This window comes from Mesorhizobium montanum, assembly GCF_033977145.1.
Lineage (GTDB): Bacteria > Pseudomonadota > Alphaproteobacteria > Rhizobiales > Rhizobiaceae > Mesorhizobium > Mesorhizobium montanum.
In genome coordinates, this window is sequence record NZ_JAVIJF010000002.1 from 337,715 (window position 1) to 351,702 (window position 13,988).

Below are 13,988 nucleotides of genomic sequence, written 5' to 3' on the forward strand. Positions count from 1 at the left end.
TCACACCTTCATGTCTCGTGTTTCGAGCAGCGCCCGCACCAGCGTTCGCTTGCCGAGGTCGATCTTGAATGCGTTGTGCCGGCGCGGTTCGGCGCCGGCAAAAGCGGCGTCCGCGGCCGCCGAGGCCGAAGCTTCGTCCAGCCGTTTGCCGCGCAAGGCCTCTTCGCCCTCTTTGGCGCGCCAAGGCACCGTCGCCACCCCGCCGAGGGCGATCCGCGCCTCGCGAACGCTGTCGCCTTCCAGATCGAGCGCAACGGCCGCCGAGGCCAGCGCAAAGGCGTAGGATTCGCGGTCGCGGATCTTCAGGTAAAGCGAGCGCCGGGCCCACGGGATGGCGGGCACTTCGATGGCGGTGATGATCTCGTCGGCAGCGAGATCGGTCTCGATATGCGGCGTATCGCCGGGCTGCCGATGCAGCTTGGCGAACGGGATTTTGCGCGCGCCGCGCGAGCCCTCGGCGTGAATGACGGCATCGAGCGCGATCAGCGCCTGGGCGAAGTCGCCGTGATAGGTGGCGATACACGCGTCGCTGGCGCCCAGCACCGCATGCTGCCGGTTGAAACCCTCCATCGCGGCGCAGCCGGATCCCGGCACGCGTTTGTTGCAGTGCCAGGATGTCTCGCGAAAATATTCGCAGCGCGTGCGTTGCAGCACATTGCCGGCAAGGCTTGCCATGTTGCGGATCTGGCCGCTTGCCGCCAGGCGCAGGCTATCGGCGATGACCGGATAGCGCTGCTTGACCTCGCGATGATCCGCAGCTTCTCCCATCCGCACCAGGGCACCGAACCGGATGCCATCTTCCGTGACCCGGATCTGCCTGAGCTCCTGCTCCTTGAGCTGGTTGAGGTCGAGCAGACGGTTCGGCTCAGCAACCCCGAGCTTCATATAGTCGGCGAGATTGGTGCCGCCGGCGATGAACTGCGCATTGGCCCGCGTCGGCTGGTCGTCATGGGTTGTAAAGCGGGACGCTATCGCGACCGCCGCGGAAATTGCGGTCGGCTGTTCGTAGACGAAGGGCCGCATCTCATGCCCCCCTCGTCTCGCCGCGCGCCTGCAGAACGGCGGCAACAATGTTGGGATAGGCTGCGCAGCGGCAGATATTGCCGCTCATATATTCGCGGATGTCGTCCTCGGACCCGGCGTGACCTTCATTGACGCAGCCGATCGCCGACATGATCTGGCCCGGCGTGCAGTAGCCGCACTGGAAGCCATCGTGATCGATAAAGGCCTGCTGCATCGGGTGCAGCTTGCCGTCGGGCGATGACAAACCTTCGATCGTCGTCACCTCCTTGCCATCGTTCATCACGGCGAAGCTCAGGCAAGACAGCACGCGCTTGCCATCGACCAGTACCGTGCACGCGCCGCACTGGCCGTGGTCACAGCCCTTCTTCGTGCCGGTGAGCCCGATGTGATCCCGCAAGGCGTCGAGCAGGCTGGTTCTGGTGTCGAGAGAAAGCTCATAGGCCTGCTTGTTGATCCGCAACGACGTGACGACCGGCTGCCTCAGTTTTGGCTGAGCTCCGATCGGCGTTTCGGCCTTTGCACGCGAAGCCAGCAGCGGCGCGGCTGCGGCTGCCGACACGGTGCCTGCCATGAACTTTCTTCGGCTGAGAGCATTGTTGGGTGGAGGCTGGGACATGGCTCGCTCCTGGCTGGCTAGGTCCCTGCGCTAACCTCTCAACCGAGCCAATGTTCCAAATTCTTCACGCCCAGCCGCGGCGCCTCACTCAACCGTGAGGCCGCCATTCATGACCGAATCGCGCCTGGATCTCGCAACAGGCTGGAACATGCATGCCGGCCATGAGTTCGGCCCGAGAACTATCGACACATCCGCAGGGCATCATGAAATCGAAACTGGTCGCCGAAACCTCTGGGCAAAGAATATTCGTGGTCGTGCTTGATCCGGGCGAGGAAGCCTTCGCGTCCCTTACCGCTTTCGCCGGTCAGAAGGGAATTACCGGCGCCTCGCTGACGGCCATCGGCGCCTTCGAGAGGGCGACGGTCGGCTGGTTCGATTCTGGTTCAAAATCTTACCGGAAGATTCCCGTGGAAGAGCAATGCGAGGTGCTGAGCGCGATCGGCGACATTGCTGTCGACGACAGCGGCAAGCCAAGCCTGCACCTTCACGCCGTACTCGGCCTACGCAATGGGTCGACACGCGGCGGCCATCTGCTCGAAGGCATCGTCCAGCCAACACTTGAAGTCACGGTGGCCGAGTCGCCTGTCCACTTGCGCCGCACGAAACGATCGGGCCTTGGCATCGCCCTTATCGATCTTGACGCCTGATATCCGGCGCTGCCGAAACCGTATCTGTGATCGAGCGTTCAAGCTTGATGGGAGAACCGGAAGCTTCCACGCAAGACGCGGATTTTGAGCGATATGGCGGCTGCCTGTGCGGCAGCATCCGTTATCGCCTGACCGTCGAACCGCGCGTGCATTACTGTCATTGCGATATGTGCCGACGCGCAACCGGCAGTGCTTTCGAGCTGCCGCACCGCGACGCGGAAGAACGATGGTGACGGCGCGAAGCGACGACTTCCCGTTGCCATTGGATACGCCGCCGATGGAAGCCCGAACTGCGGAAATCTTGCCGGAGGCAAATGGTCCTTGGCAATATGAACCGAAATGGGATGGTTTTCGCTGCCTTGCCTTCATGGGCAGAAAAGCCATCGAGCTCAGGGCGAAATCCGGCAAGCCGCTTGGCCGTTACTTTCCCGAGCTGATCGCCATGTTGCAAAGCCTCAACGCCAAGGACTTCGTCGTCGACGGCGAGATCGTGATTGAGATCGACGGCCGCGCCTCCTTCGACGTGCTGCAGATGCGGCTCCACCCTGCAGAAAGCCGTATCCGCAAGCTGAGCATGGAAACGCCGGCACGGCTGATCCTTTTCGACATGCTTGTCGCGCCGGGCGGCAAGACCATGCTCGAAATGCCCTTGGCCGACCGGCGCGCGGAATTGGAGAAGCTAGTGTCTGGCTCCGCCAATGCTGCGCTGCGCCTCTCGCCCTCCACCACAAGGCTTGTGACTGCCGAGCAATGGCTGCGAGGCGCCGGCCACGGTTCGACCGACGGTGTCGTCGCCAAAGCACTGGACGAACCGTATCGGCCCGGCGAGCGCGCCATGATCAAGGTCAAGCGGCTCCGCACGGCCGACTGCGTGGTCGGCGGTTTCCGCTATCTGAACGCCGGGCGGCAGGTCGGATCGCTGCTGCTGGGCCTCTACAATGACAACGGGCAGCTCGATCATGTCGGCTTCACCTCGACCATCGCCAATGACGAACGCGCCGCGCTTACCGAGAGGCTCGAAAGATTGCGAGGCGGGCTGGGATTCACCGGCAAGGCTCCGGGCGGGCCGAGCCGATGGAGCACCGAGCGGAGCGGAGAATGGGAGCCGGTGCGGCCGGAACTGGTCGTCGAAGTCCGTTTCGACCACGTCACCGGCGGGCGTTTCCGACACGGCACCAGGCTCTTGCGCTGGCGCCCCGACAAGGCGCCGCGCCAGTGCACATTCGAGCAGATCGCTTAGCGGCGCCTTGCCGGAACAATCGAGCGCCAGGGCGGTTCCAGAAAGGAGCAGTCATTCGCGTATTGGAGAACGACATGGACCCCCGCAACAAGCAGCGATCCGAAAAGCAGGATGAAGCCGAAGCGCCGACCATCGAGCAACAGGACTGGGATTCCTTCGAGGGCAACAAAGTGCTCCCCGACAGCGTCGTCACGGAGAACGGCCCTGACCTGCGCGAGACCGAGGGGACCCTGCCCGAGGAGGACGACGACAATCCCGATCAGGAGAGCGACGAGGCTCTGCCCGACGATGAGGAGGAACGCGTGCTGTCGCGCGACCCTTCCAAGGAAAGCAGCCGCTTCGACGAAGTGTAGCCGACAACAGCGAAGTGATCGTGCCCGTCAGATTTCGAGCAGCGCGTAGGGGCGGCCGCCCGGTTTTTCGATATGCATGGCGACATTGTAGACCTGGGCGCCACCCGGCGTGCGACCCTCGAAGGAGCCGCGATGCGCGTGGCCATGCACGACGGCGCTGACCTTGAAACGATCGATCGTTTCGGCCAGCCGCGACGATCCTAGAAACGGATAGATTTCCAGCGGCTCGCCGATGACGGTTTCAAGGATCGGCGCATAATGCAAAATGACGAGCGTGCGCTTGGCGCGCACCTGCCGCATGGCGTTTTCCAGCCGCATCGCCTCGCCCACGCTTTCGGCGACCATCGCCTTGATCGCCGGCTCGCCGAACGAGCCGAGCATCCTCGGCCCGAATCCGCCGACGAAGCCTTTCACCCCGACAAAGCCGACATCCCTCAGTTCGATCGCCTGTCCGTCGAGCAGATGCATGCCCGCCTGGCGCAGCGTCGCCGAGATCTCGTCGACCGCTCCGGACTCGTGGTCGTGATTGCCGAGCACACCCACCACCGGGATGGAACATGCGCGCAAATCCTCGGCCAGCTGTGCCGCCTCTTTGGGTTTGCCCAGATTGGTGAGATCGCCGGCGAGAACCAGGACGTCCGCTTCGCGCGAGACTTCGCCGAACAGATCGCGATAGGAGGTCTGCGCATCCTCCTGAACGTGCAGATCGCCGACGGCGGCCACCTTGATCTTTCGGCTGGCACTCGTTTTTGCGGCTTGCGTCTTGGTGCTTTCAGTCATCGCGGAGCTTCCCGACACCGCCGACGCCAGCGAATCCCCATTCGGTAACGTCGATCTCATAGTCGATCTGCGACAGCAGCCGGCCGCGGCAGATCTTCATTCTGGGGGACGGCAGCTGCCGTTGCGTGGCCAGCCGTCTGAGCAGATCGTCGAGCAGCCAGTCGGGGACGAGATCGCGCTCGCTCGGATAGATCCAGCGAAAGTTGAGCATCTGCATCAGAAGCACTTCCCAGTGCACATCGAGATAGGAAAGCAGCCTGTGCCAGTCGATCTGGTCGTGCGCCTTGAGGATGGTGTGGGCGATATCGGCGCCGTCGTGCCGACCCCTGTCCTGGATGAAGCATTTCGACCAGATGAGCTCGGTCGGCCCGATAATCCTGACCCGGCTGCCGAGCAACTCGACCTGGCGGGCATGCTCCAGCCATTGATCCTCGACCAGCATCGTACCGTTGGCTGAGGCGAAGATCACATCGAAGAAATGCGGACCTTCGAAGACTTTTCCCAGCCAGCGGTCGTCCTCGATCTCGACCGCGTAGCCGATATCCTTGAAATGGGCGAGGATGCGCGGGCAGTCGCCAGCCTTGCAGAAGATGTCGAGGTCTTTGGTCTGGCGCACGACGCCCGTGTAAGCGCTCACGGCATAGGTTCCCGCCACGAGAAAGGGAATGTCGGTGGCCGCAAGTTCGCGGATCGCGTGCGTGTAGAAGGCTTCCGCCTCGGCGCTCTTCAGCGTCGGCTCCGCCTTCGCATCGATCACAGGAAGCGTCGCCAGCACTCCCGGCAACTCGTCGTTGGCCATCAACCGTTGCTCCGGCTTTTGATCTTCATCCACCTGTTTCGATAAACAGCGGCGACCGGGCGTTGTTCCGCGTTTCCTGGCGACCACGTCTGACGTAAGGTTTTCATTTTCTACTGCGAGTTGCTGTCCGGCCGCCTCGAGCGGTTCGTCGGGGCGGACCGACAATAACGCAAGTTAAAGCGAATCCCTTGGGCGTCGAATAAGTTGCAAAGCGCGGCTTAACAACGGTGGCGACCCAAAAGAGCCGGAGGGGCCCGCCTGACTCTACCCCCAGGCGAGGCGGGCCCTTTCTCGGGGCGGTGCGCTCCCGGCGCTGACGCCTTAAAAGAATTTCAACTCGCTCTCATGGGTTAATGCGCGGCCGCGAGACCGGGAGCAATGATTGTCTGCAAGATAATAAAAACGCGGCTTAGGGAGGTGCGGCGTGATCAAGTATCATCCTGTCCGACTGAACGAACTCATCGACCATTACATGGAAACACGTTCCTCGCGCCGATCGCCGGTATCGGTGGCCGCGGCCACGAGAGCCATCCTTACCGTGATGCCGGATTGCTCGGTCGAAAGCCCGCAATTGTGCAATATGATCGCGCGCTCGGCCGTCAGGCACGGCCATGCCGTGAGCTTCGACTTGATGAGCGTCTAACCCGCCGAGGAGTCTCTATCGGTCGGAGGTGGAGCTAACGTCCGCGCGTCATGTCCAGGAGGTGACGCGCCAGTTCGGTTGCGTCCCAAGGCTTTTCAAACCTGAGAATGTCGGCAAAGCGAGAAGGAATGACAGCGTCGTCATAGCCGGTGGCGAACACAAACGGGAGATGCCTTTTCAGCAGCTCGTCCGCCACGGCAAAGTCCATGGTTCCGCCGACATTGAGATCGAGTATGGCGGCATCGACGCGCTCCTCCTCAAGGACATTCAATGCCTTTTGAGTGGTCGCGACCGGGCCAATAACGGCCAGCGCAAGCGCGGCGAGCGCTTTCGTGATATCCTGAGCCAGAAAATATTCGTCTTCCACAACCAGAACACGTGCAGCGACGTCTTTCTCGTCCATAGTGTGCCTCCTGAAGGCAGCATTTGAAGCGTCCCGCGACGCCAGACATTAACATAGGTAAAGGTTGCTGTCGGATCGTTTTATGTATCACAGGACAAGTGGATAAGGATGAAGCGACCTCTGATCCGTAAGCTTGAGAAATTCACCCGGCTTTCCCGGGCCGACAAGGAAATGCTGGTCAGAATAGCGGCGCAACGGATCCGGCGCTTCGCCGCGCGCGAAGATATCATCCACGAGGGCGAGAAGCCTGAATTCATCAATCTGGTCAGTGAGGGCTGGGCCTGCCGCTACAAGACCCTTGAAGATGGCCGCCGGCAGATCATTGCGTTTTTCCTGCCCGGCGACCTGTGCGATCTCAATGTCTTCATCCTGAAGGAAATGGACCACTCGATCGGCGCCGTAACGCCGGTCGTCGTCTCGGAAATCTCGCGCGCGGCTTTCGACGAGATGATGATCGGGCACCCGCGCATCACCCAGGCGCTGTGGTGGGAATCGCTGGTCGCCGCGGCGATCCAGCGCGAGTGGACGGTCAATCTCGGCCAGCGCGACGCGCTGGAACGAATGGCGCATCTGTTGTGCGAGTTGTTCATCCGGCTGGAAGCCGCCGGCTGCACGAGCGACCACAGTTGCGAGTTCCCCTTGACGCAGACGGAACTGGGCGAGACGCTGGGCATGTCGACGGTTCATGTCAATCGCACCTTGCAGGAGCTGCGCGCTTCGAACCTCATCGTGCTGAAGGACAGGACACTCACCATTCCCAACCTCAAGGCATTGCAGGACATCGCGCTGTTCAATCCCAACTATCTGCATCTCGATCGCGAAGGCAGCCATCTCGACGCTAATGAGGAGTGATGTCGAAAGCGCCGTCCAATAAGCACCTGGAAGGCGGCCTGACAGGGGTCAAGCCAGCCTTGCGGGAGCATGCGAGTGCCGAAGCCCGGCTTCGCGAAAGCGAAAAGAGCGTGCGGGATTTCGGCGAGGCCGCCTCGGATGTCTTATGGATCCGCAATGCCGAGACGCTGCAGTGGGAATACCTGACGCCGGCCTTCGATGCCATCTACGGAATGAACCGCGAAAAGGCTCTGGCCGGCGACAACTTCGCAACCTGGATCGACCTTGTCCTGCCCGAAGATCGCGAGTATGTGCTGGCCCAGTTCGAGCGCATACGCAACGGCGAACGCGTGACCTTCGAATACCGCATATGCCGGCCTGCCGATGGTGAGATACGCTGGCTGCGCGATGCCGATTTTCCGATGCGGGACGATGCGGGAAAGGTTGCCCATATCGGCGGTGTCGGTCAGGATATCACGCCCCAGAAGGAGGCTGAAGAACAGCAGCAATCACGCTTTGCCGAACTGCAGCATCACGTGCGCAACACGCTGGCCGTCATCCGCTCCATCGTGCGGCGCACGATGGAGAAAAGCGAATCCCTGGACGAAGCCGCGGCCCACCTGGAAGGACGCATCAACGCCTTCGCCCGCGTGCAGGCGGCCATCACGCGCCGCCATTCGATCAGCATCGATCTGACGTCGATCGTCGCGGAGGGATTGCGCGCCGCGGGCGGCCGGGAAGGCGAGAACCTGACGATCGAAGGCCCGCCGTTGGCGCTCGCTCCCAAGGCTGCCGAGGCGATGGGGCTGGCCGTCCACGAACTGGCGACGAACGCGTTGAAATATGGAGCGCTTTCAAGCTCGAGCCGGGCGGGCCGCATCGACATCGAATGGCGCTTGGAAGAGGACTTGCTCCGCTTCGTGTGGACAGAAAGCGGTGTCCATGACTTAAAGCCGGTCGAACGGCGCGGCTTCGGTTTCGAGGTGCTGGAGCGGACGTTGCCTTACGAACTGGGGGCCGCGGTGGACTTGCGGATCGCCCCGAGCGGTCTCAATTTCACGGCTGCTATCCCGCTTCCTGCCGTTACCAACCAATAGCACGACGGCAGCAGCGAGGGATCGCGGTGCTCTCAGGCGCCATGGTGAAATTCAGCTGCTCCGAGAAAAGCGGCCTCACCCTCATCCCTCTGCCTGCCGCCAAGCGCTCCCGCAACAGCTCGTTTGCTTGCGCGGCTCGTTCAATCGCGCGCGACGAACTTGTTGAAGCGACTTGTGGCGCCCTCCGCGGTCATGTCCTGGTGCAGGAACGCCAGATTATTCTCCTCCAGCACCTGGAAGAAATCGTCCCACTCAATCGGCCGCAAATCTTCGTCGGCTGAACCGAAATCGACGCGCAGGATCGCGCCCTTTCCCGATGCCGCGACGACGGCGGGCCTGCCCTCGCGCGCTTCAATCCATGCGCGGATCACTTCGTGATTTGTGGTGGTCATGGCCTCGCTCATTGCAGCCTCCCTGGCTGGCGGTTTGCCCCCACAAAAGGAAAATCGAAGGCCGGGTATCTTGTTCCCCAGCGCCGCGAACAGATGCCAGTTAAGTCGCGTCGGATGACAGTTAATTCGGTTGGGATTTGCGCGCCTGTGACGCGATCGCAGCATCGAGCTTGCGCGCCAGATCTAACATTCGAGAAGGCGCATCGTATGTTAACGCATCCAACGCGACGGTCATCTCGCGTTCTAGTGTCGTGGTCTCGGAGGATTCCTCCTCCGACCTGAGCATTTGACGAACCTTCCGTGCCACCGCCGTTCCCTAACATGGGTTAATGCCTGCCGAGTAACCCACCGGCGGAAAAAAGGTTCCTTCTCACGATGGCTCGCATCGACCGACGCCGCCAAGGTGCTGCCCCATCGCCGGAAAATTCGCACTATCGGCACTTGGTTTTCTGGCTGTGTCGGTCCTCGCGGCTTTGGAAGCGTTGCCCCTGGCGAAGGGTCGCGGCTACCGCGAGCCGCTATTGAGCCTCTTTGCAGCTAGATACATCAGCGCCGAAGCTACCCTATTTCTATTCCAGCCCGCCCTCTCCGCCATTTCGATCAGCTCGTTAAGGCGCGCTGCGAGGGCATCTTGGCAATCATTGTCATAATGGGCGGCATTGATCTCATGTTTGGGCGGCCTGATCACTGAATCGGTTGTGGTCATCTATTTAACTCGTAAAAATGGTGACGGAATGGAGAGCGCCCGAACGACCGTCAGGCGCTCCACCGATATCAAGCGTGAGTGGGTCGGCTATTTCCGATGACGGGAGGGATTTCTCCGTCTTCGACCAAAATGTCTTTCCTTCGCGCGAAGGCCACGAAAACACCCCTCGCGGTCTCGGCGTCGACGTCTCCGACCAACGCGGCTTTGCAGGCTCGAATGGCTGCCTTCTGCTCGGGACTGTTGCCGCACCAGTCCACTGCGAACTGGTAAGCGTCGACCACCGTATTGAGTTGACGCGGGAAGCCCAATCCGACCCACACGCGGACTGGCTTGTCAAAGGGTTTGGACAGCATTGCGAACTCCGTTACATTCGCGATGACGTCAGGCTGTCAGTCCACCGCCGCGGCCGCTCGTGCCCGTCATCCATAGCGGCGGAGCACTCACTTGCTCGAGGATTCTGGCCGATTTGGCAAAGTTGGAAAACGCAACCTGCGCCGACGTCAGCGGGTAATCGCTGTCGAAGGCCCGTTGGCAAGCGCGAAGGGCGGTATCATAGATCGGACCGCGTTTGTGCTTTGGCCACTCGTACAGGAATTCCAAAGCATCCTCCAGACACGCGATCTCCTGGATAAGGCTGTTTCCACTTCTTACGAAAACAGGGCTGTCGAACATCCGATCGTTCATAAGATCCTCCAAACCGAACGAACATTGAGCTTTGGGACAGGCAGGAACCGACAGCGGCCCTGGCCTGGCGGCGATATGGGTTTGTGGATTTTGGCCGTCAAGATGTTGCCTGCACCAATTTTTTTAGGGAAATGCCGAAGTCGGATAGCGCTCGTTTGGGGCAGCAAATCCGCGGCCAGCCAAGGCGACGCGCTCTGCGAGAAACCGCCGTCACGTCGCTCGGACCCAGGCACGCGGCAACAGGCGTGCCGGAAACCATTCAGCGTTTGAACGGCGGAACATTCGGCGCACCTTCCGGTTCCAAAGAGAAAGAGAGAGAGAGCGCGAGGAACGGCCATGAGCGGAAACCAGCACCCGAAATCGAAAAAACCGAGCGACGCCGACATGGGCAACGATCCCGGCATCGGCACCTCCAAGGGCACCATCAAGGAAGGCGACGAACTGGAGCACGGCGAAAACACGGTCGAGGGCGATGTCGAAAACGACACCACCTCCGCGGGCGGAATCAACCCGCGCCAGAAAATTCGAACCAACAAGTAAACCTCGATGTTCCTACACCAGATGCGACGCCGCATCGTATGGTTATCGCTTGAACAAAGTAAGCAACGACAAAGTGGCGCTCGCAACTCGCCCATTGGAACATCGTGAGGAATTCATTGTTGACTCAGATCGCAATCAGGCGATCAAACAGGAGACTTCCCATGATTAAACTTCTCTCGGCTTCGGCTCTCGCAATTGTCCTGGCCACGTCCGCAATGGCACAATCCAGCAGCCCCGGTACCGGAACCAATGGCACAGGTGCCACGACAGGGACCAATGGCATGAACAACAACGGCAATGGCGGAACGGTCGATCCAAACACCACAAACAGCACCAGCTCCACGACGAAGTCCAACGGCGCGGGCGACCGGTGCAAGGATGCGGCCGGCAACGACATCGACAACAATACGGCCAGCGGCAACACCACGTCCAACATGCAGAATTGCAACAAATAGGTCTTAGGCGCCTTTTGCCTCTGCACACTGAGAAGGCCCGCCTTTTCGAAGGAAAGGCCGCCTTCTCCTTCACGATCTCCGATCGATCCGTCCAGCGTCACATGCCGCGGTCCGGGACATAGAGGCAGAACGAATGCTGGGACATGGTGTCGCCGCCCGGCTTGCATTCATGGAAATATTCGTCGCGAGATCGCTTGATGCGGTGATCGCTGTATGGGATCAGTTCGCCGGTGGACAACCGATAGCCGTATCTCGTCTCCTTCACGTCCGACGGCGGCGCCTGATAGCAATCCACGCCGGCACAGCAGGAAGGATCGTATTGCCAGCCCGCCGGTGCCTGGTGCGCCGACGCCGGGACGCAAAGAAAACTTGCCAGCAGGCTTGCCGGCAAAGCCAGCCATCCCTTCACCAAACGCCAGCCGGGCGAGCGGGACGCCACCTATGCACCTGCCCGTTTCTGAAATCGTGCGCTTCTGCACATTGCCGTTCCGCCGTGGTTGCGGCGGCCCGGATATCCGGAGCCGCACAATGCGCCGCCGGATCGTCGGCGGCGGGCCGCTATCGAACTCACAGGTCAAAGCTATGTTCCACGGCGGCCGCGCTGTTCATTCCTTCACATAGGCGCCGGCCTTCACATAGGCGCCGGGCTGACGGCCGCTCCTGGGCGCCTTGGCCGCCTTGGAACGCTCGGCGACCGCCGGGCCAGCCCCTGAACTCTTTTCCGTCACCGGGCTGGGTGTCGCCTGGCGCGGCGGATTGCGACCCTCCGACTGATGGGTCTTGTCCTCGACCTCGCCCTGTCGCCGGGTAAGGCCCATGCCCTCGCGAGGCTTTTCGTTGTCGGCGGCGTGCTGCGAAAATTGATCGGCAGGATCCGGATCGGTGTTGGCGGGATATTTTGTGGCGCCGGTCTCGCGGCGGTTTTCATTGTCGTTCATGACTTAATCTCCGGTTTCGCATGAAGAAATAACAGCGGCGCGAAGGCGACGTTCCCGATACGGCGCACTCCACCTCAACCAAGTTCGGATCCGATGGAACAAACATTCTGGCATCCGATTGGGCACAAGCAGCGCCAGCCCAGGCGCAAGAGGAGGTTCGCATGGATAGGGTAGATCGCATCAGGCAACGCGCGCACGAAATCTGGGAACGCGAAGGCCGTCCCGACGGGCGCCAGCAGGAACACTGGGACCAAGCCGTCCAGGAGATAGAGTCGGAAAGCCCGGAAGCCGAGCGCGGTCCGGTGGCGCCGGATCCCGCGGCTGGCTCTGATCCGGCTGCCAACAGGCCGGGCGGCTGAGCACGGCGGCGGGCCGATGCGGCATTCCGGTGATCGTGATGGCCGCCGTCTGGGTTTGGGCTGACCAGAACAACGAGCGCCCGAGCGGCGGCAGCCAGCAGCCCCCGCCCCACGCTATCGATCAGAATGGCTGAAAGAACTGCCCGCGTCACCGCGTGGCAGCGTCGCCGGCTTTGTGCCGCCTTCCTGGTCGATTTCGCCGTGTGCCGAACTGCAGGCCCGCCGAATGGTTTCAACGCGCAAGACAACAGCCATCTGGAACGGTTCCCTCATAGCCGCGTTCTAAGACTCGGTTTTCCTGCGACGTTGCGATGTGCACCCGGTGCTGGCGCAGCATCCGCATCGCGGCTGAGGCCCCTCGAAACACGAACAGAAGGAGCTTGGTGTGCGGAACCTCAGGGGACTTCACCTCTTGATCGCTGAAGACGAGTGGCTGCTGGCCAGCGATCTTGCGAAGTTCTTCGCCGACATGGGCGTGATCATTCTTGGTCCGGTGGCGACGGTGGAGCAGGCTGAACAGCATGCGAGGATGGCCGAGGCCGCCATTCTGGACATCGATCTCAAAGGCCGACACGTTTTCCCTATCGCGGATGAGTTGATGCGGCGCAACGTGCCCTTCGTGTTCTTCAGCGGTTATGACGAGATTGCCATTCCGGAGCATTTGCGTTTTGCGAGCAGCCTGAGCAAGTCGTCGAGCCAAGCCGCTGTTTCGGATGCATTGTTTCCTCCAGAACCCCAGCCTGGGTCTGGGACTCCTGCGGTTGCGCAGCCGGCGTCCACGGCCGACGACATCGTTGCGCTGCTACCCAAGCTGCGGCTCACCGCGCGTCTTCTGCTGGACGATGCAGGAGCTTCCGATCGCCTTGTCGAACGGACTTTGGAACGGGCGCTTGAGGATATCGACAAAAGGTCCGCCGGGTCATCCATCGCCGATTGGCTAAACGCCATCATGCGCGAGATAGCGCATTCGCGCGGGGCGTCTTTGCTGCACTGACCTCACAACTCGGCCGTGTCGCCGGCGACCTGCGCTCGCCGGGCGGCCAGCTATTCTCAATGCACGAGGCGGCTTTTGAGCCAGGCGAGGACCCGGTTGCCGCTTATCAGCCTGCGGACCCGCGCGGCGGCCCAGCTGGCCTGCATCGTCGCGCCGGCATGACAGCTGCAGACGACGTCATGCAGTTGCCAATCGGAAAGTTCGAAAAAGCGCTTAGCTTCGCCATACGTGTCCGATTGCAACCCGGCGGCGCGCAGCAGTGGGTCCTCGAAGGCAACCGCAAGCGGAGATCCGGCCGCCCGGGCTCCTGCGCGAACCTCGGGATCGACATATTCGGTGCCTGCCAAGGCCGCGAGGCACCGCAGGGGATTTCGGTCGAGCAATTCCGCCCACCGCTCTATCCGCTGCGTTCTCGTTGCCAGAGGAATCAATCCAAGACGGTCGATGACCGCAACCGATTGAAGTTCATGTGATGTCTGATGCTTCAT

23 protein-coding genes are annotated in these 13,988 nt (G+C 61.4%); 11 read left to right on the plus strand and 12 right to left on the minus strand.

From position 1 onward, the window contains the following. Together RFM68_RS03895 and RFM68_RS03900 are read right to left on the minus strand one after the other, a co-directional pair. Complete coding sequence (locus tag RFM68_RS03895) at positions 1-1,023, minus strand: FAD binding domain-containing protein (protein ID WP_320231340.1); 1,023 nt, start codon at positions 1,021-1,023, stop codon at positions 1-3. Between the two features lies 1 nt (position 1,024). Continuing rightward, a complete protein-coding gene (locus RFM68_RS03900; RefSeq protein ID WP_320231341.1) occupies positions 1,025-1,639 on the minus strand; it encodes a (2Fe-2S)-binding protein in 615 nt (204 codons plus the stop codon). A gap of 203 nt (positions 1,640-1,842) precedes the next feature. On the opposite strand from RFM68_RS03900, the gene RFM68_RS03905 reads away from it, so the two are divergent. The 4 genes from RFM68_RS03905 (at position 1,843) to RFM68_RS03915 (ending at position 3,879) form a co-directional block, all read left to right on the plus strand. Beyond that, entirely contained in the window at positions 1,843-2,286 is a 444-nt protein-coding gene (locus RFM68_RS03905) for a PPC domain-containing DNA-binding protein (protein WP_320231342.1), read from the plus strand. 47 nt (positions 2,287-2,333) lie between these two features. Next, positions 2,334-2,519, plus strand: coding sequence for a GFA family protein (locus tag RFM68_RS33800; protein WP_441338882.1), 186 nt, complete (start codon positions 2,334-2,336; stop codon positions 2,517-2,519). Then, positions 2,513-3,526 (plus strand): ATP-dependent DNA ligase, encoded by a 1,014-nt coding sequence (locus RFM68_RS03910; RefSeq protein ID WP_320231343.1) that lies wholly within the window; start codon positions 2,513-2,515, stop codon positions 3,524-3,526. Before RFM68_RS33800 ends, RFM68_RS03910 begins: the two co-directional genes overlap by 7 nt. 74 nt (positions 3,527-3,600) lie before the next feature. Next, complete coding sequence (locus tag RFM68_RS03915; protein WP_320231344.1) at positions 3,601-3,879, plus strand: hypothetical protein; 279 nt, start codon at positions 3,601-3,603, stop codon at positions 3,877-3,879. Between the two features lie 27 nt (positions 3,880-3,906). On the opposite strand, the gene RFM68_RS03920 is transcribed toward RFM68_RS03915, so the two are convergent. Further along, positions 3,907-4,659 carry a metallophosphoesterase family protein gene (locus RFM68_RS03920; protein WP_320231345.1) on the minus strand — a complete coding sequence of 251 codons (753 nt, stop codon included), beginning with the start codon at positions 4,657-4,659 and terminating at the stop codon, positions 3,907-3,909. Continuing rightward, positions 4,652-5,458 carry a nucleotidyltransferase family protein gene (locus RFM68_RS03925; RefSeq protein ID WP_320231346.1) on the minus strand — a complete coding sequence of 269 codons (807 nt, stop codon included), beginning with the start codon at positions 5,456-5,458 and terminating at the stop codon, positions 4,652-4,654. Before RFM68_RS03925 ends, RFM68_RS03920 begins: the two co-directional genes overlap by 8 nt. Positions 5,459-5,882: 424 nt before the next feature. Here RFM68_RS03925 and RFM68_RS03930 point away from each other — a divergent pair, with 424 nt between their 5' ends. Further along, a complete protein-coding gene (locus tag RFM68_RS03930; protein ID WP_320231347.1) occupies positions 5,883-6,101 on the plus strand; it encodes a hypothetical protein in 219 nt (72 codons plus the stop codon). A 34-nt stretch (positions 6,102-6,135) separates the two neighbouring features. Here RFM68_RS03930 and RFM68_RS03935 read toward each other — a convergent pair whose 3' ends face one another. Beyond that, a complete protein-coding gene (locus RFM68_RS03935) occupies positions 6,136-6,504 on the minus strand; it encodes a response regulator (protein WP_320231348.1) in 369 nt (122 codons plus the stop codon). 108 nt (positions 6,505-6,612) lie between these two features. Here RFM68_RS03935 and RFM68_RS03940 point away from each other — a divergent pair, with 108 nt between their 5' ends. Together RFM68_RS03940 and RFM68_RS03945 are read left to right on the plus strand one after the other, a co-directional pair. Then, positions 6,613-7,356 (plus strand): Crp/Fnr family transcriptional regulator, encoded by a 744-nt coding sequence (locus tag RFM68_RS03940; protein WP_320231349.1) that lies wholly within the window; start codon positions 6,613-6,615, stop codon positions 7,354-7,356. Next, complete coding sequence (locus RFM68_RS03945; protein ID WP_320231350.1) at positions 7,356-8,432, plus strand: sensor histidine kinase; 1,077 nt, start codon at positions 7,356-7,358, stop codon at positions 8,430-8,432. The genes RFM68_RS03940 and RFM68_RS03945 overlap by 1 nt, the downstream gene beginning before the upstream one ends. A 140-nt stretch (positions 8,433-8,572) precedes the next feature. On the opposite strand, the gene RFM68_RS03950 is transcribed toward RFM68_RS03945, so the two are convergent. From RFM68_RS03950 to RFM68_RS03965, 4 genes are all read right to left on the minus strand, one after another. Further along, complete coding sequence (locus RFM68_RS03950) at positions 8,573-8,836, minus strand: hypothetical protein (RefSeq protein WP_320231351.1); 264 nt, start codon at positions 8,834-8,836, stop codon at positions 8,573-8,575. Positions 8,837-9,329: 493 nt separating this feature from the next. Continuing rightward, positions 9,330-9,530, minus strand: a complete 201-nt coding sequence (locus RFM68_RS03955; protein ID WP_320231352.1) for a hypothetical protein — start codon at positions 9,528-9,530, stop codon at positions 9,330-9,332. Positions 9,531-9,598: 68 nt separating this feature from the next. Beyond that, a complete protein-coding gene (locus RFM68_RS03960; protein ID WP_320231353.1) occupies positions 9,599-9,883 on the minus strand; it encodes a DUF982 domain-containing protein in 285 nt (94 codons plus the stop codon). 28 nt (positions 9,884-9,911) lie between these two features. Beyond that, the gene (locus tag RFM68_RS03965; protein WP_320231354.1) at positions 9,912-10,214 is read right to left on the minus strand and encodes a DUF982 domain-containing protein; all 303 of its coding nucleotides are present in this window, start codon (positions 10,212-10,214) and stop codon (positions 9,912-9,914) included. Positions 10,215-10,550: 336 nt separating this feature from the next. Here RFM68_RS03965 and RFM68_RS03970 point away from each other — a divergent pair, with 336 nt between their 5' ends. Next, positions 10,551-10,754, plus strand: a complete 204-nt coding sequence (locus tag RFM68_RS03970) for a hypothetical protein (RefSeq protein WP_320231355.1) — start codon at positions 10,551-10,553, stop codon at positions 10,752-10,754. A gap of 161 nt (positions 10,755-10,915) precedes the next feature. Next, positions 10,916-11,209, plus strand: coding sequence for a hypothetical protein (locus RFM68_RS03975; RefSeq protein WP_320231356.1), 294 nt, complete (start codon positions 10,916-10,918; stop codon positions 11,207-11,209). Positions 11,210-11,306: 97 nt separating this feature from the next. Here the strand turns inward: RFM68_RS03975 and RFM68_RS03980 are convergent, their stop codons facing one another. Next, positions 11,307-11,648, minus strand: a complete 342-nt coding sequence (locus RFM68_RS03980; protein ID WP_320231357.1) for a hypothetical protein — start codon at positions 11,646-11,648, stop codon at positions 11,307-11,309. 166 nt (positions 11,649-11,814) lie between these two features. Next, the gene (locus RFM68_RS03985; RefSeq protein ID WP_320231358.1) at positions 11,815-12,147 is read right to left on the minus strand and encodes a hypothetical protein; all 333 of its coding nucleotides are present in this window, start codon (positions 12,145-12,147) and stop codon (positions 11,815-11,817) included. A 161-nt stretch (positions 12,148-12,308) separates the two neighbouring features. On the opposite strand from RFM68_RS03985, the gene RFM68_RS03990 reads away from it, so the two are divergent. Both RFM68_RS03990 and RFM68_RS03995 read left to right on the plus strand, forming a co-directional pair. Next, entirely contained in the window at positions 12,309-12,506 is a 198-nt protein-coding gene (locus RFM68_RS03990; RefSeq protein WP_320231359.1) for a DUF2934 domain-containing protein, read from the plus strand. A gap of 412 nt (positions 12,507-12,918) precedes the next feature. Next, on the plus strand, positions 12,919-13,500 hold the full coding sequence (locus RFM68_RS03995) for a response regulator (protein WP_320231360.1): 582 nt from the start codon (positions 12,919-12,921) through the stop codon (positions 13,498-13,500). A 56-nt stretch (positions 13,501-13,556) separates the two neighbouring features. Here the strand turns inward: RFM68_RS03995 and RFM68_RS04000 are convergent, their stop codons facing one another. Then, positions 13,557-13,988 (minus strand): hypothetical protein, encoded by a 432-nt coding sequence (locus RFM68_RS04000; RefSeq protein WP_320231361.1) that lies wholly within the window; start codon positions 13,986-13,988, stop codon positions 13,557-13,559.

Coding starts and splice junctions, on each gene's coding strand:
- RFM68_RS03895 (WP_320231340.1), bottom strand. CDS start 1,023: ATGCGGCCCTTCGTCTACGAACAGCCGACCGCAATTTCCGCGGCGGTC.
- RFM68_RS03900 (WP_320231341.1), bottom strand. CDS start 1,639: ATGTCCCAGCCTCCACCCAACAATGCTCTCAGCCGAAGAAAGTTCATG.
- RFM68_RS03905 (WP_320231342.1), top strand. CDS start 1,843: ATGAAATCGAAACTGGTCGCCGAAACCTCTGGGCAAAGAATATTCGTG.
- RFM68_RS33800 (WP_441338882.1), top strand. CDS start 2,334: ATGGGAGAACCGGAAGCTTCCACGCAAGACGCGGATTTTGAGCGATAT.
- RFM68_RS03910 (WP_320231343.1), top strand. CDS start 2,513: ATGGTGACGGCGCGAAGCGACGACTTCCCGTTGCCATTGGATACGCCG.
- RFM68_RS03915 (WP_320231344.1), top strand. CDS start 3,601: ATGGACCCCCGCAACAAGCAGCGATCCGAAAAGCAGGATGAAGCCGAA.
- RFM68_RS03920 (WP_320231345.1), bottom strand. CDS start 4,659: ATGACTGAAAGCACCAAGACGCAAGCCGCAAAAACGAGTGCCAGCCGA.
- RFM68_RS03925 (WP_320231346.1), bottom strand. CDS start 5,458: ATGGCCAACGACGAGTTGCCGGGAGTGCTGGCGACGCTTCCTGTGATC.
- RFM68_RS03935 (WP_320231348.1), bottom strand. CDS start 6,504: ATGGACGAGAAAGACGTCGCTGCACGTGTTCTGGTTGTGGAAGACGAA.
- RFM68_RS03940 (WP_320231349.1), top strand. CDS start 6,613: ATGAAGCGACCTCTGATCCGTAAGCTTGAGAAATTCACCCGGCTTTCC.
- RFM68_RS03945 (WP_320231350.1), top strand. CDS start 7,356: ATGTCGAAAGCGCCGTCCAATAAGCACCTGGAAGGCGGCCTGACAGGG.
- RFM68_RS03950 (WP_320231351.1), bottom strand. CDS start 8,836: ATGAGCGAGGCCATGACCACCACAAATCACGAAGTGATCCGCGCATGG.
- RFM68_RS03955 (WP_320231352.1), bottom strand. CDS start 9,530: ATGACCACAACCGATTCAGTGATCAGGCCGCCCAAACATGAGATCAAT.
- RFM68_RS03960 (WP_320231353.1), bottom strand. CDS start 9,883: ATGCTGTCCAAACCCTTTGACAAGCCAGTCCGCGTGTGGGTCGGATTG.
- RFM68_RS03965 (WP_320231354.1), bottom strand. CDS start 10,214: ATGAACGATCGGATGTTCGACAGCCCTGTTTTCGTAAGAAGTGGAAAC.
- RFM68_RS03970 (WP_320231355.1), top strand. CDS start 10,551: ATGAGCGGAAACCAGCACCCGAAATCGAAAAAACCGAGCGACGCCGAC.
- RFM68_RS03975 (WP_320231356.1), top strand. CDS start 10,916: ATGATTAAACTTCTCTCGGCTTCGGCTCTCGCAATTGTCCTGGCCACG.
- RFM68_RS03985 (WP_320231358.1), bottom strand. CDS start 12,147: ATGAACGACAATGAAAACCGCCGCGAGACCGGCGCCACAAAATATCCC.
- RFM68_RS03990 (WP_320231359.1), top strand. CDS start 12,309: ATGGATAGGGTAGATCGCATCAGGCAACGCGCGCACGAAATCTGGGAA.
- RFM68_RS04000 (WP_320231361.1), bottom strand. CDS start 13,988: ATGAAGCATCAGACATCACATGAACTTCAATCGGTTGCGGTCATCGAC.